This window comes from Amycolatopsis camponoti, from assembly GCF_902497555.1.
Classification (GTDB): Bacteria; Actinomycetota; Actinomycetes; order Mycobacteriales; family Pseudonocardiaceae; genus Amycolatopsis; species Amycolatopsis camponoti.
The window spans coordinates 956977-971086 of record NZ_CABVGP010000001.1 but is presented as its reverse complement, the minus strand read 5'-3'; the positions used below and the strand labels follow the sequence as shown (position 1 = coordinate 971086).

The following is a 14110-nucleotide window of genomic DNA, read 5'->3' as shown; positions in this document are numbered from 1 at the left end:
CGTGCCCACCCGCGCCCTGGTCTTCGACTTCGACGGCACCCTCGCCGACACCGAGTCCGCCGTCCTGCAGTCGTGGCGGGAGCTGTTCCGGGAGCACGGGGTCGAGCTGCCGATGGCGGCCTGGTACGCCGTCATCGGCACGCAGCACACCACGCCCGCGATGTTCGCTCTACTCGCCGAGCACGTCCCCGGCATCGACCCCGAGGCGCTGCGCCCCAAGAGCAAAGCCCGCGTCTTCCAGCTGCTCGAGAAGCTCGGCCCGCGTGACGGCGTCCGAAGCTACCTGGAGACGGCGAAAGACCACGGCCTCAAGCTGGCCGTCGCCTCCAGCTCGTCCGGGGCCTGGGTGAACCCGCACCTCGAACGGCTCGGCATCAACGGCTACTTCGACGCCGTCCTCACCGGGGACCTCCACAAGGCCAAGCCCGACCCGGACCTCTACCTCGCCGCGCTCGACGCCCTCGGAGCCGAAGCGGCGGACACGATCGCCTTCGAGGACACGCCCCACGGCGTCACCGCCGCCAAGGCCGCCGGGCTGACCTGCGTCGCCGTGCCGAACGCCATCACCGAGAGTCTCGACTTCGGCCAGGCCGACGTCGTGCTGCCGTCGTTCACCGCCAAGCCGCTCGAGGCCCTACTGACCCGCTAGCTCGAGCAGCCGGTCCAGAAACGGCAGCTGACCCTTCACCAGTTTCTCGCGCGCGACGTCGAGCGAGAACCACTCGACCCGGTCGATCTCCGGAAACTCCTGCTGCTTGCCCGAGCGCGGCGGCCACTCCATGGAGAACGTCCCCGGCACCACCGAAGCCGGGTCGAGGTCGGCCTCGACCGCCCACGCCGTGACGGTCTTGCCCGACTGCTTCACCTCGCCCAGCGGGACGTACTCACCGGACGGCGCGGGCAGGCCCAGCTCCTCCTCGAACTCGCGCCGGGCCGCGTGCTCCGGCTCCTCGTCCGGGTCCAGCTCACCCTTCGGCAGCGACCAGGCCGCCGCGTCCTTCTTCGCCCAGAACGGCCCGCCCATGTGCCCGAGCAGCACTTCGACGTCGTCGCCCCGCCCGCGGTGGAGCAGGAGCCCGGCACTGCGTTTGCCCGCCATCGGTTCAGTCTGCCGAAAACCCGTTCAAGATTTTTCCGCAGGGTTGTCGAACCGGGGAGAACCCACTCGACGCGTAGGCAGAAGGCAAGGAAGAACCCAGGGAAGGAACCCGAAATGACCACCACGATCGCCCGCGAGACCCAGACCACCGCCACCAAGACCGCCCCGGCCAAGGGCATCGTCGTCGGCGCGAGCCGGATCGTGATCTCGTTCCTGTTCGGCTTCCACGGCTTGCAGGGATTCGGCTTCTTCGGTGGCGTCGACGGCCAGGGCGGCGGCGTCCCGTTCGGCTCGTTCCCCGGCTGGTGGGGCAGCGTCTTCGAACTCGTGGGCGCCTCGCTGCTGCTCGTCGGGCTCGCCAGCAGGCCGGCCGCGATCCTGCTCTCCGGCGTGATGGCCTTCGCCTACTTCACCGTGCACGCGCCGATGGGCCTGCTGCCGCTGCAGAACATGGGCGAGCCCGCCGCGGTCTACTCGTGGATCTTCCTGCTGTTCGCCGCGATCGGCCCGGGCCGCTTCGCCGTCGACACGCTGATCAAGCGGCGACGCGGCTGACGGGAGACGCGCGGTCCTGTGAACCTCATTCAGCCGTCGGCCGGCGCAAAGGTCACTGCTTGCAGGCGCGTTGCGATCCGTAGCGCCGGCCTGACCAGAATGAGGTTCAGTCAGTAGCCGCCCTGGGCGGCTGCCAGGTCGGACCGCGCCATCACGTGTTCCATCAGGCTGGTCAGCACCTGCTTCGTCGACTCCCGCTCGCGGGCGTCGCACAGCAGCAGCGGGACGTCCATGCCGACGTCGAGCGCCTGCCGGACCTCCTCGGTGCCGTAGCGGTACGCGCCGTCGAAGCAGTTCACGCCGACGACGAACGGCAGGTTGCGCCGCTCGAAGAAGTCGACAGCCGCGAAGCAGCTGTCCAGCCGGCGGGTGTCGGCCAGCACGACGGCGCCGAGCGCGCCCTCCGCCAGCTCGTCCCACATGAACCAGAACCGGTCCTGCCCCGGCGTGCCGAACAGGTACAGGATCAGGTCCGGGTTGATCGTGATGCGGCCGAAGTCGAGCGCGACCGTCGTGGTGGTCTTCTGCTCGACCCCCGAGAGGTCGTCGACGCCCTCGGACGCGGTCGTGATGACCTCTTCGGTCCGCAGCGGCGGCACTTCGCTCACCGAGCCGACCATCGTGGTCTTGCCGACCCCGAACCCGCCGGCGATGAGTACCTTGACCGCGGTCGCGGTCAGGTTCCGCCGGGGGTCAGAGTTTCCGGATGCCATCAAGGACCGCCTGCAATACGTGTCGGTTGGGGGATTCCTGAGCCGGTGCCGCGGTACGGAACAGCACCAGGTTCTGCTCGATGAGGTCGCTGAGCATCACCTTGACCACGGGCAGCGGCAGGTCGACGCGCGCGGCGACCTCCGCCACCGAGACCGGCCGCTGGCACAGGGCGATGATCCGCGCGTACTCCGGTTCGAGCATGCCCGCCTCGTGCGCGGTGCGCAGGGCGACCACGAGCGTGATGAGGTCGAGCCCGAGCGTGTCGGACCGGGTGCGGCCACCCGTGACCGCGTAGGACCGGACCAGGGGGCCGGCCTCGTCGTCGAACCAGGCTTCGTGCCGTCCGCTCATGGCGACGTGGGCAGGACGCCGGCACCGGTCCGCGGGGCCGAGGTGAGCACCTGGCCGACGCGCTTCACCATCAGGTTCATCTCGTACGCGACCAGCCCCATGTCCGCGTCTTCGCGAGCCAGCAGGGCGAGGCAAGCGCCTCGGCCGGCCGCCGTCACGAACAGGAACGCGTGGTCCATCTCGACCATCGTCTGACGGACGTTGCCGCCGCCGAAGTGCCGTCCGGTCCCGCGCGCCAGGCTCTGGAACGCCGCGGCGACCGCCGAGAGGTGTTCGGCGTCCTCTTCGGAGAGGTTGCCCGACCTCCCGATGAGCAGGCCGTCCGAGGACAGGACCACGGCGCGGTCCGCCCCGGCGACCCGCTTGACGAGGTCGTCCAGCAGCCAGTCGAGCTCACTGACGCCTGAGTTGGCCATTACTCGCGCTCTCCGTACCTGTCGTCGTTCTCGGCTGGTTCTTCGTCACGGCCGCGGCGGGTGCCCTGCTGGAAGGCGGACAGCCGGCTGCGGGCGGCCTCCGGCGAATCCAGCCGGACCTCCTCCCGCTCCTGCGCGGCGGGCTTGTCTTCCCGCAACTGCGGAACGAGGCTCTGCTGACGTCGCCGCTGGGGCAGCGGCGGGCGGCCCGGGGCCTCCGGGCGACGCGGCTGCTCCGGTCGGCCTTGGGGCATCGCGGGCCGCGGCTCCGACGGCGGCCACACGGGCGGCTGCGCGGCCGGGCGGGCCGGACGCGACGTCCGCACCGGCGGCGCGGGCGGGCGCACCGCGGCGACCGCCGGCTGCGCCTGCGTCGGCTGGCTGACCGGCTCGGAGACGGCCCCGACGGGGACCGGCGTCGGCGCGGACGGCGGCTGCGCGGGGGACGGCGACGTCACCGGCATCGGCGGGGCGGCCGGGGCCGGGTCGGGCTGCGACACCGGCATCGGCGGCTCGGTCCGGTGGCGGGCCGGGCGGCGGACCGGCCGCCGCAGCGGCGCGACCTCGTCGTTCACCGGCTCCGGCTCGACCGGGTTCGGCACGAGCTCCGGCTTCGGCGGGGTGATCGGCTGCTCCGGCTCGGACTCCGCCAAGGGGGCCAACAGGTCGGTGCGCACCAGCACGATGGCGCGGGTGCCGCCGTAGGCCGACTCCCGCAGGTGCACCTGGATGCCGTGGCGGGCGGCCAGCCGCGCGACCACGAACAGGCCCAGACGGGGCTCGTCGGACAGCGCCATGATCCCGAAGTCCGGCGGGCTCGCCAGCATCGTGTTGATCTCGTCGGTCTGGTCCGGCTCGAGCCCGAGGCCCTGGTCCTCGACCTCGATCACGACGCCCTTGCCGACCACGTTGCCGCGCACCTCGACCCGCGACTGCGGCGGCGAGAACGACGTCGCGTTGTCGATCAGCTCGGCGAGCAGGTGCACGAGGTCGCCGACGACCGGGCCGCGGATGGCGATCTGCGGCAGCGCGGCCGTCTTGACCCGGGCGAAGTCCTCGGTCTCGGCGGACGCGCCGCGGACCAGCTCGGCCAGCCCGACCGGGTTGCGCCACTGCCGGCCCGGCTGCCCGCCACCGAGGATGATCAGGTTCTCGGCGTTGCGGCGGGCGCGCGTGGAGAGGTGGTCGAGCTGGAACAGGGTGTCCAGCTGTTCCGGGTCCTCCTGCTTGCGCTCGGCCTGGTCGAGCACCTTGAGCTGGCGGTGCACGATGACCTGGCTGCGGTGGGCGATGTTGAGGAACACCGCCTTGGTGCCCTCCTTGATCTTCGCCTCGTCGATGGCGGCCGCGATGGCGGTCTGCTGCGCCTTGTTGAACGCGTCGGCGACCTGACCGATCTCGTCGGTGCCGTGGTCGAGGAAGTGCCCGCCCTCTTCGAGGTCGACGGGCTCGCCCGCCTGGACCCGGGCGACCAGCTCGGGCAGCCGCACCTCGGCCGCGTCGAGGGTGTCCTCGCGCAGCCGGTGCAGGCGGCCGATGAGCCGGTTCGACAGCCGGACGGCGACGAACACCACGAAGACCGCGAACAGGACCGCGATCACACCGGCGATCAGCGACTCGGTGAACGTCGAGTCGGCGTCGTTGATCGCGGCCTGGCTGGCGTTGGAGCTCTGCAGCACGAAGATGCCGGACAGGGCGTCGCCGACCAGCCGGGCGCTGGTGCGCCACTGGTCCTGCGCCACCGGCAGCTTCGACAGGTCACCGCGCAGGAACGCGGTTTCGACCTGGTTCACCGTCTGCCACGGCTGGCTGGCCAGCAGCTGGTCGTACTTCGCCTTGACGTCGGGGATCATCTTCGGCGCCGACGCGTCCAGCTGCGCGTGGTAGGCACCGACCTGCTCGACGTAGTTGCGGAAGTCGTCGCTGCTCAGTCCGCCCGCCGCGAGCCCGGCGGCGGCGAGTGCGTCACTGCGCTGCATCGACTCGGCCGCGGTGAACATCGGGATGGCGGTCAGCCGGTCGAACGCGTTCTGCGCGCCACGGGCGTTCTGCGCGAGCCCGGCCAGCCCGTCGGTGAACTGGTCGATGATCTTGTTGTAGAAGGTGTAGGCCTGGCCGATCTGGATCTGGCCGCTGTCGACCGCCTGCCGGGTCTGCGGGAGCTGCTGGAAGAGCCCGAAGAACGTGGCGATGTTCTTCTGCACGCTCGGCGGGGTGTCGTCGTAGCCCGCGAAGTTGTCCTTCAGGTACTCGATCGTCTTCGCGGCGTTCTGGTCCGTCTTCGGGCGGACGGCCGCGAGCACGGCGCGCTGGTTGCCCTGGCCCGCGAGGAGGCTCAGGGTCGCCTGGCGCTCTTGCTGCAGCGCGCCGAAGAACGGGATCGACGGGGCTTCCGAGCCCCGGATCCGGTTGACGTAGTCACGGCCCGTGACGGCGTCGTAGATGAGGTAACCGGCGAGGGCCACACCCACGAGGAGCAAGGCCACACTGGGGATGAGCGCGATCGTGAGCACGCGCTTCCGAATCGAGGATCCCCGGTTGCGTCGAAGAGAAATCTGCTTCACCTGGGTCCGTATTCCTTCCGGCAGTACATGGTTTCGGGTCGCCCGAGGCGGTCAACACCCGGATTCCGACCAGCCGGATCAACATCACCGTGGTCTGCTTCGCCCGCGACGACGGTATGCAGCCCTTCAGGGCACGTCAAGTCCGTGGCGAGAACGTGATCTTGAAACGGTGACCCGTCCACACTTGCCGCCTGCGCTTGGAAAGTCCACCACCGAAAGTCGTGACGTTCGTCCCAGCACTGTTTCCGTTCCACCCCTTGGGTGCAGGCTCTTCGGTGGTGCGATCGACCCAAGCGCCGCGGCGGGGTCCGCTACGTACGTGAGCGCCGGATGGTTCGGTGAGAAAGGTCACGAGCCGGCGACGGCAGGCGGCAGCGCGCGCTTCGTCCGGGGTTTGCGGCTTCCCCAAAGCGGAATTGCACGGCATTCGCCGTCATCGCCACGGATTCCCCGGACGGCGAGCCGGAATTCCCCCCATTCCGCATGCGCGCTGGTTCGACCACTCCGCGTGGCACCTCGCGGAGGCCTGGAACCGGTTCCGCGGCGTCAGCCCCGGAACTCGGCGGCGAGGGTGTTCCAGAACTGCAGTTCGTAGCTCTGGAAGAGCCGGGCGTAGAGGTGGGCTTCGCGCTCGTCGAGCCGGCGCGCGTCGAGACCGGCCTGGATCGCGGCGAGCGCTTGTTCTTCAATTTCCGGAACGTCCGCGGCGAAGAAGTCGAAGAAGGCGCATTCGTCGTCGGTGAAGCCGTAGTGCCGGCGCATGCCGGCGGCGACGTCCGCGCAGTACCGGCCGAAGGCGGCGAAGTTCGCGTAGATCCCGGCCGCCGTCGCCGACGATTCGCCGTTCAGCGCGAGCCACGCGACGTAAGCGGGGTAGGCCTGGCAGCCCGCGCGCGGCCGCTCCTTGCCGTGGTCCGGACCAGTGGCCTCGAGCAACGCGTCGAGCATCCCGTTCGCCTGCTGCTCCCCCGGCGCGAGGCCGCCGAAGAAGGTGCGCGCGTTCGGTTCGTCGGCGCGGGCGGCGAGCGCGTGGAAGCTCCGCCAATCGGAAAGCGTGATCCGCTTCTCCTCCGCGGCGAGCGCGGCGAACACCGCGCGCGGTGCGCGGCCCGACGTGATCAACGGGACCAGCTCGTTGTCGTCGTCGCGCGGTGCGAGCTCCCGCTGGATCTCGTCGAGCAGTTTCCGGGCCGATCGCGTCATCGTTTCCCCCTCGAAGTCCTCACCCCATTGAAGCGCGGTTCGCGCACCGGCGCCCGTGTGCACTGTGGACGGTCGTGGGGAGCTGACCGCGAGAGGCCGTGTGAAGGGGGCGTTTGACGTGGCCGCGATTCTCTATCCACCCGGCGCGGGAGCCAATACAGTGTGGCTTTCCGCCGCTTTCGAGGAGGCCAGCGTTGACCACCCCGTCCGTCGCCGAGCAGACCGAGGGCCTGACGATCCCGCGGCTGCTGCACCGCAACGCGGTCGACTACCCGGACCTGCCGGCGATCACCTCGCTCGACCTCGAAGGAAAGCCGACGCTCAGCTGGCTGGAGTTCCGCACCGCGATCGCCGAGGTGTCCCGCGGCCTCGCCGGGCTCGGGCTCGCCGCGGGCGACCGCATGCTGATCATGGCGCCCGGCTGCCCGGACCACATCATCGCCGACCTCGCCGCGACGCACCTGTCCGCGATCCCCTGCACCGCCTACGCCACGCTCAGCCCGGACCAGATCCGGTTCGTCGCGCGGCACAGCGCGGCGCCGGTCGTCGTGCTCGGCGGCGAGTCCGAACTGACGCGCTGGCAGCCGGTGCTCGAGGACCTCCCGGCGCTGCGCCACATCGTCGTCATGGACGCCGCGGCCATCCCGGACGGCGACGACCGGTTCCTCTCCTTCGCTTCCTTGCGGGAGCAGGGCCGGGAAGCGCTTGCCGCCGACCCGGACGTCTTCGAGCGGTCCTGGCAGGAGATCAAGCCGGACGACCCGCTGTCCATGATCTACACCTCCGGCACCACCGGCGACCCCAAGGGCGTCGTCCTGTCGCACCGCAACGCGATCCACCAGGCGTACGCGGTGACGGAGCTGCACCACCCGCCGATGCACGCGACGAACATCGCGTACCTGCCGCTCGCGCACATCGCCGAGCGCGAGCTGTCGATCTACCTGCCCATCGTGTGGGCCGGCCACGTGCACACGCTCGCCGACCCGTCCGGCGTCGTCGGCGCGCTCGGCCAGGTGCACCCGGAGAGCTTCTTCGGCGTCCCGCGCGTGTGGGAGAAGATGGTCGCCGGGCTGAAGAACATGCTCGGCGGCGTGCCGGAGGACCGGCGGACCGCGTTGCTGCAGGCGAACGAGCTGCTGCAGCAGGGCTACAAGCTGCGCAGCGCCGGACAGCCGGTGCCGGCGGAGCTCGCCGAGAAGATCAAGCAGACCGACGAAGCCGCGCTCGCTCCGATCCGCGCGCTGCTGGGCCTGGACAAGGTGCTGGTCGCCTCCAGCGGTGCGGCCGCCCTGCCGGTGGAGATCATCTACTTCCTGGCCGGCCTCGGCCTCGAGATCTGCGAGGTCTGGGGCCTGTCGGAGACGACCGGCGCGGCGACGTCGAACTCCGGCTCGGACTTCCGGGCCGGGACGGTCGGCAAGCCGCTCGACGGCGTCGAGGTGAAGCTCGCCGAAGACGGCGAGCTGCTGGTGCGCGGCCCGATCGTCTTCCTCGGCTACCTGCAGGAGGACGGGACGATCAAGGACGCCACCGACGCCGACGGCTGGTACGCCACCGGCGACATCGGCACGATCGACGAAGACGGCTTCGTGACGATCACCGACCGCAAGAAGGAACTGATCATCACCTCGAGCGGCAAGAACATCGCGCCGACCCGCGTCGAGGGCCTGCTCAAGGAGCACCCGCTGATCGGCCAGGCGGTCGCGATCGGCGACGACCGGCCGTACGTGACGGCGCTGATCGTGCTCGACGACGAGATCGCGCCCGGCTGGGCCGCGGCGAACGGCGTCGAGGCGTCGCCGGACGAGCTGGCTTCGCACCCGGCGGTGCGGGCCGAGCTGGAACGCGCGGTCGAGTCGGCCAACAGCAGGCTGGCCCGGATCGAGCAGATCAAGCGCTACCACGTGCTCCCGAAGGCCTGGACACCCGAGTCCGGCGAGCTCACGCCGACGCTCAAGCTCAAGCGCCGGGTCATCAACGACCGCTACTCGACCGACATCGAGGCCCTCTACGCGGCCGTCCGCGACCCGGAGCCCGCCGCCGGGTCCTGATCGCGACCGCGGCTTTCACGTGAAGGCTCCACCCCCAGGTGGCAGCTTTCCCGTGAAAGCCGCGCCTCAGGCCGTGCGGGGCGAGGTCGAGTCCGTCCACTTGCGCAGCCGCGGCGGGACGCGCTTCTCCAGGCCGTAGTTCTCCAGGTGGGCCGAAAAGACCTCGTCGAACGCCTTCTGCACGGTCTCGGTGTCCCACACCGGGCGTTCGAGGATCGGCTGCTTGAGGAACGGCTGGCCCATGACGTGCAGCTGCGGGCCGTTGCACCGGATCATCTGGCCGGTGATGCCGTGCGAGCCTTCGCCGAGCAGGAACAGCACGACCGGCGCGATCCGCGACGGCGTGCGGTCCGGCGGGCAGGCGCGCAGCGAGCGTTCGGACTTCCACACCATGCGCGTGTGCGCGAGCGGGCAGACGGCGTTGACGCGGATGCCGGCCTCCTCGAGGTCGAGCGCCCACGAGTAGGTCAGCGACGCGACCGCGCCCTTGCTCGCCGCGTAGACGCCGAGCTTGCGCTGCCCGAGCGACGCGCCCGAAGAGATGTTGACGATCGAGCCGCCGGTGCCGGCGCCGACCATCGCCTTGATCGCGGCCAGGCCCGTGTTCACCACGCCCATGACGTTGACCTGGACGAGCTCGGCCGCCTGCTCGGCGTCGTCCTCCCAGGGGAGCGCCTCGTAGTTCAGGCCGGCGTTGTTGACCAGCCCGTCGATCCCGCCGAACTCCTTGACGCACAGGTCGACGATCTCCTGGGCCTCGCCGGCCTCGGCCACGCTGTGCCCGCTGGCGACGGCGCGGCCGCCGTGCGCGCGGATGTTCTCCGCCGTGCGCTCGGCCAGGTCGACGTCGATGTCGTTGACGACCACCGCCCCGCCCGCGCGCGCGACGTGCACGGCGAACGCCTCGCCCAGGCCCCGGCCGGCACCGGTCACCACGACCGCCTTGCCCTGCATCAACCCGTCCATCGTCATCTCCCCGCTCTGCGCGCGCCGACGGCGGCGCGGTCCGCCCACCCCGGCCGGCTCTGCGTCCAGTCTTGGCCCATTCGGTCCAGTGGGGCAGCGTCGCGACGACGAGCGGCCGCCGCCCTGCGCCGAGCGAATCCGGTTCGATCAGTCCGGAGGTACCCGCGAGCCGGTCACTGCCCATCGCGGCCCCTCACCGTGCGGGTAACCCGATCGGCTCCGAAGCGGACGGTGACGCGCGTTCCGGGGACACCGGCGCGTAACCGGCGGCATACTGTCAGTGCTTCCGGGCGGTCAGCCGTGACTCCCCCGGACGGGGTCGTCACTGGCGAGGCACAATGCGGGCGATCCATATTCACTCGATCGGGGGACGGTGGTTACGAGGTGACGACACGCGCGACACCCCGGTTCCGGGCCGTACTGGCCAACCGGGAGTTCCGCGCGCTGTGGTTCGCCGAAACGCAGTCGATGCTCGGCGACCAGCTGACCATCGTCGCGCTGGCCATCCTGATCTTCGACCGGACCGGGTCGCCGCTGCTCTCGGCCGTCGTCTACTCGCTGACGTTCCTGCCCGCGCTCGCCGGCGGGCTCGGGTTGTCGCAGCTCGCGGACCGGTTCCCGCGGCGCGCGGTGCTGGTGACGGGCTCGCTCGCGCAGGCCGTGCTGATCGGGCTGATGGCCGTGCCCGGGATGCCGATGGGCTGGCTGTTCGTCCTCTTCGTCTTCGCCCGGCTGGCGAACGCGCCGGGCAACGCGGCGCAGAACGCGCTCGGCCGGGAGATCTTCGCCGACGACGACGTCTACCTGCAGAGCCAGGACCTGCGCGGGATCACGAACAACACGGCGATGCTGGCCGGCCTCGCCGCCGGCGGCCTGCTGGTGACCGGCATCGGCACGTCGTGGGCACTGGCGATCGACGCGGCGACGTTCCTGGTCGCCGCCGTCGCCGTGCGGCTGGCGGTACTGCGGCGAGCGGCCGCGGGGGACGGGGGCGCCCCGTGGTTCGGCGCCATCCGGCAGGTTTTCGGCGACGAACGGCTCCGCGTGCTGCTCTACCTGTCGTGGCTCGTCGGCCTCGCGGTGATCCCCGAGGGCCTCGCCGCGCCGCTCGCCGCACAGCTCGGCGCGGGTGACCAGGCGGTGGGCTGGCTGCTGGCGGCCGATCCACTGGGCTTCGTCGTCGGGACGTTCCTGCTGTCGCGGTTCGTCTCGACGGAGCGCCGGCGCCGGCTGCTGGGGGTGCTGGCCGCGCTGCCGCTGGCCGCGCTGGCGGCGTTCGCGCTGCAGCCGAACCTGGCGTTCGCGCTGATCCTGCTCGCGCTGGCCGGCGCGACGGGCGCGTATGTCATCACGGTTTCGGCCACGTTCATCACGTGGGTGCCCAACGACATCCGGGGCAGTGCCGGCGGGCTCTACCGGACCGGGCTGCGCGTGGCCCAGGGCGTGGGCGTCGGCATCGGCGGGCTGGTGGCCCAATGGGTCGGTTCGGCGAACACGACGATCGCGCTCGCGGGGGCGGTGGGGCTGCTGCTGGCCGTTCCGGTCGCGTTGTCCTGGCGCCGGGCCGGCGGAGCGGAGCCGGGGCCACGGGCGTCATGAGCGGGGAACGGGATCTCCCGGCCGGGACGGATCAGAAGTCACGGTTGGCCATCGGGTGCCACCTCTCTGTGCAACCAAGATCATGAATGGCATTCACGAGCGTCTCGGGCGACAATTCGCGGGTGGTTCAGAAGTCGCGGTTGCGCATGGGGGCCACCTCCGTGCGGGGAGAGTCTCGCAGAACCTTTTGCACCGCGTTCCCGGCAGTTCCTCCGGGTCCTCGGCAGGTCTGTTGCTGTGGGATGGTACCCGGCCGTGGAATGCGTGAACACTCTGCCAGGTACCGATGAGATTACTCAAGGCGGCGACTAGGCTGGAAAGGAGGTGACCAATTGCATCCAGGACCGGACGGCGACCCCGGCCAGCCGACGCGGCCGCCCGGCCCCGCCGAGGCCGGCGGCCCGGACGCGGCGGACCAGCGCGTGACCACGGACGAGTCGGCGACCACGACCGGTGGTCCGCTCGCGACCGCCCGGAGCGGCCACGCGTACCTGCCGCGCAACTGGGCGCTGTGGCGTCGCCGGCCGGTGCAGGTCGCGTTCATGCTCGGGGCCGAAGCCGTCGCCGTCGCGATTCTCGCGACCGCTTTCGCGCGCTCGCCGATTCCGTCCGGAAACGACTGGATCAATTTCGCCATTCTGGCGGCGGGTGCCACCGTGCACATTCAGCTGACCCAGCGCCAGGAAGAGCGCCGGCGCGACCGGACGAAAACGGTCCTGATCGACCTGACCGCCGTCTGGACGTTTTCCGCGGCGATGATCCTGCCGATTCCGCTCGTTTTGTTCGTGATCGCGGTGGTCCGGGCGCAGCACTGGTTCATCGCGCGCCGGCCGGCCAACAACTTCGTTTTCTCGTCGATCACGCACGGCCTCGCGGGCACGCTCGCGCACGTCACGTACACCTCGCTCGGGCCCCACCTGCTCGGGCCGCCGGACTGGAGCGGCTTCCTCCGCGAGTTCGGCACGATCGTGCTCACCGGGGCCATCTACGAGGCCATCCAGATCGCGTACGTGGGCGGGGTCCTGCTGCTCGGATCCCCCGCCGGGCGCACGGTTCGTAACGTGCTCGGCAGCCCCGCCGACAACACGCTCGAAGCGATCACCATCGGCCTGGGCGCGGTGACCGCGATCCTGCTCGCCGCGGTGCCGCCGATGGTGGCGGTGATGGCCGTGGTCACCGTGGTCTTCAATCGCCTCGCGGAACTCGATCAGCTCCAGAACGACGTCCGGACGGACCCGAAAACCGGGATTCTCAACATGCGCGGCTGGTCGGAGTCGGCCGAGCGAGCACTGGAACGGACCGCACGATCGGGTGATCAACTGGCGCTGCTGATGGTCGATCTCGACCACTTCAAGTGGATTAACGACACCTATGGACATCCGGCGGGTGACGACGTGCTCCGCACGGTTGCGCAAACCCTCGACGAAGTGACGCGTCCGAGCGACTTGGTCGGCCGTTTCGGGGGTGAGGAATTCCTCATTCTGCTCCCGGACATCGACGAAGAGTCGACGTGGGACGCGGCCGAGCGCGTACGCGTGGCGATCGCCAAGCTGCACATAGTGACAACGGACAAGCGCGGCGACCCGGCCACGATCGCCGACCGGACCACGTCGATCGGAGTGGCCCGCCACCCCCGCCACGGCGACACGTTGGAGCGCTTGCTGCAGTCCGCGGACGCGGCGGTGTACCTGGCGAAGGAGAACGGGCGGGACCAGGTGTGCTTCGCCCCGGATACCCCGGGAGGGGGACTCCCGGTCACGCCCCCAGCCGAACCGTGAGCGCGAGCTTCACCAGCACCTCGGCGGACGTCCCGGCGGCGGCCGGGTCGAGCCGCAGGCGCTCACCGCGGTAGCCGGCCGACTCCAGTCGCAGCACGCGGGCGCCCGGTGCCGGGCGGGGGTGGCACCAGTGCCGGACGATCCCGGTGCCGTCCGGGTCCTTGGCCAGGACGAGGTATTCGTGGCCGAGATCGTCACTGACCCGGCCGAGACCGTTCCACCACAGCGCGCGCAGGACGAGGCTCGCACCTTCGCGGACCAGTTCAGCGGGTGGATCGGCCCGGACGTCGACCCGGAACCCCCGCTCGCCGACCCGCACCGAACGGACTTCGAGGAAGCCACTGGACGGGCCGGCCTCGCAGCGGCCCTCCGACGGGCGACTCGTCCCGCACCCGGCCGCCGGTGGATGGCCTGCCTCGCGATCCGCCCGCACACCCCCCGCCCCACAGCCGGCGGCGCCGCCCCGCGCCGAGCCGCTCGCCCCACCGGCAGCTCCGTCCCGAGCCTCGCTACCCGCTCCACAGCCAGCCGCACTGTTCCCGGTCAAGCCGCCCGCCTCGCCGGAAACGCCTTCCCGCGCCTCACTACCCGCCCCAGAACCGGCGGCGCCGTCCCGCGCCGAGTCAGTCGCCGCGCAACCGGCAGGACCACCTCCCACCGAACCACCCGCACCACAGCCAGCAGCACCGCTACCCGCCCCAGAACCAGCGGCACCATCCCGCGCCGAACCACCCGCCCCACAACCAGCAGCACCATCCCGCGCCGAACCACCCGCCCCACAACCAGCGGCACCATCCCGCGCCGAACCACCCGC

The 14110-nt window shown here is 70.9% G+C and carries 13 protein-coding genes; 5 read left to right on the top strand and 8 right to left on the bottom strand.

Going from position 1 to position 14110, the window contains the following annotated elements:
- Position 1 precedes the first annotated feature (1 nt).
- Positions 2-649: an HAD family hydrolase gene (locus AA23TX_RS04750; protein WP_155541364.1), complete on the top strand. Its 648-nt coding sequence runs from the start codon at positions 2-4 to the stop codon at positions 647-649.
- Here the strand turns inward: AA23TX_RS04750 and AA23TX_RS04745 are convergent.
- Positions 635-1099: an NUDIX hydrolase gene (locus tag AA23TX_RS04745; RefSeq protein ID WP_155541363.1), complete on the bottom strand. Its 465-nt coding sequence runs from the start codon at positions 1097-1099 to the stop codon at positions 635-637. The two genes, AA23TX_RS04750 and AA23TX_RS04745, sit on opposite strands and share 15 nt — an antisense overlap.
- Before the next feature lie 114 nt (positions 1100-1213).
- Between AA23TX_RS04745 and AA23TX_RS04740 the strand changes: the two genes are divergently transcribed.
- The gene (locus tag AA23TX_RS04740; RefSeq protein WP_155541362.1) at positions 1214-1654 is read left to right on the top strand and encodes a DoxX family protein; all 441 of its coding nucleotides are present in this window, start codon (positions 1214-1216) and stop codon (positions 1652-1654) included.
- A gap of 110 nt (positions 1655-1764) precedes the next feature.
- On the opposite strand, the gene AA23TX_RS04735 is transcribed toward AA23TX_RS04740, so the two are convergent.
- From AA23TX_RS04735 to AA23TX_RS04715, 5 genes are all read right to left on the bottom strand, one after another.
- Positions 1765-2367, bottom strand: a complete 603-nt coding sequence (locus AA23TX_RS04735; RefSeq protein ID WP_004561734.1) for a GTP-binding protein — start codon at positions 2365-2367, stop codon at positions 1765-1767.
- Positions 2348-2719 carry a DUF742 domain-containing protein gene (locus AA23TX_RS04730; RefSeq protein WP_155541361.1) on the bottom strand — a complete coding sequence of 124 codons (372 nt, stop codon included), beginning with the start codon at positions 2717-2719 and terminating at the stop codon, positions 2348-2350. Before AA23TX_RS04730 ends, AA23TX_RS04735 begins: the two co-directional genes overlap by 20 nt.
- Positions 2716-3135, bottom strand: coding sequence for a roadblock/LC7 domain-containing protein (locus tag AA23TX_RS04725; RefSeq protein ID WP_155541360.1), 420 nt, complete (start codon positions 3133-3135; stop codon positions 2716-2718). Before AA23TX_RS04725 ends, AA23TX_RS04730 begins: the two co-directional genes overlap by 4 nt.
- The gene (locus AA23TX_RS04720) at positions 3135-5648 is read right to left on the bottom strand and encodes a sensor histidine kinase (protein ID WP_155541359.1); all 2514 of its coding nucleotides are present in this window, start codon (positions 5646-5648) and stop codon (positions 3135-3137) included. The genes AA23TX_RS04725 and AA23TX_RS04720 overlap by 1 nt, the downstream gene beginning before the upstream one ends.
- A 597-nt stretch (positions 5649-6245) precedes the next feature.
- Positions 6246-6902: a transcriptional regulator gene (locus AA23TX_RS04715; RefSeq protein WP_155541358.1), complete on the bottom strand. Its 657-nt coding sequence runs from the start codon at positions 6900-6902 to the stop codon at positions 6246-6248.
- A gap of 194 nt (positions 6903-7096) precedes the next feature.
- On the opposite strand from AA23TX_RS04715, the gene AA23TX_RS04710 reads away from it, so the two are divergent.
- Complete coding sequence (locus tag AA23TX_RS04710) at positions 7097-8953, top strand: AMP-dependent synthetase/ligase (protein ID WP_155541357.1); 1857 nt, start codon at positions 7097-7099, stop codon at positions 8951-8953.
- 66 nt (positions 8954-9019) lie between these two features.
- On the opposite strand, the gene AA23TX_RS04705 is transcribed toward AA23TX_RS04710, so the two are convergent.
- Positions 9020-9919, bottom strand: coding sequence for an SDR family NAD(P)-dependent oxidoreductase (locus AA23TX_RS04705; protein ID WP_155541356.1), 900 nt, complete (start codon positions 9917-9919; stop codon positions 9020-9022).
- 384 nt (positions 9920-10303) lie between these two features.
- Here AA23TX_RS04705 and AA23TX_RS04700 point away from each other — a divergent pair, with 384 nt between their 5' ends.
- Positions 10304-11518 (top strand): MFS transporter, encoded by a 1215-nt coding sequence (locus AA23TX_RS04700; protein ID WP_196425180.1) that lies wholly within the window; start codon positions 10304-10306, stop codon positions 11516-11518.
- 332 nt (positions 11519-11850) lie between these two features.
- Positions 11851-13296 carry a sensor domain-containing diguanylate cyclase gene (locus AA23TX_RS04695; protein WP_439328744.1) on the top strand — a complete coding sequence of 482 codons (1446 nt, stop codon included), beginning with the start codon at positions 11851-11853 and terminating at the stop codon, positions 13294-13296.
- On the opposite strand, the gene AA23TX_RS04690 is transcribed toward AA23TX_RS04695, so the two are convergent.
- Positions 13274-13615 carry a hypothetical protein gene (locus AA23TX_RS04690; protein ID WP_155541355.1) on the bottom strand — a complete coding sequence of 114 codons (342 nt, stop codon included), beginning with the start codon at positions 13613-13615 and terminating at the stop codon, positions 13274-13276. The genes AA23TX_RS04695 and AA23TX_RS04690 overlap by 23 nt on opposite strands.
- Positions 13616-14110: the final 495 nt, after the last annotated feature.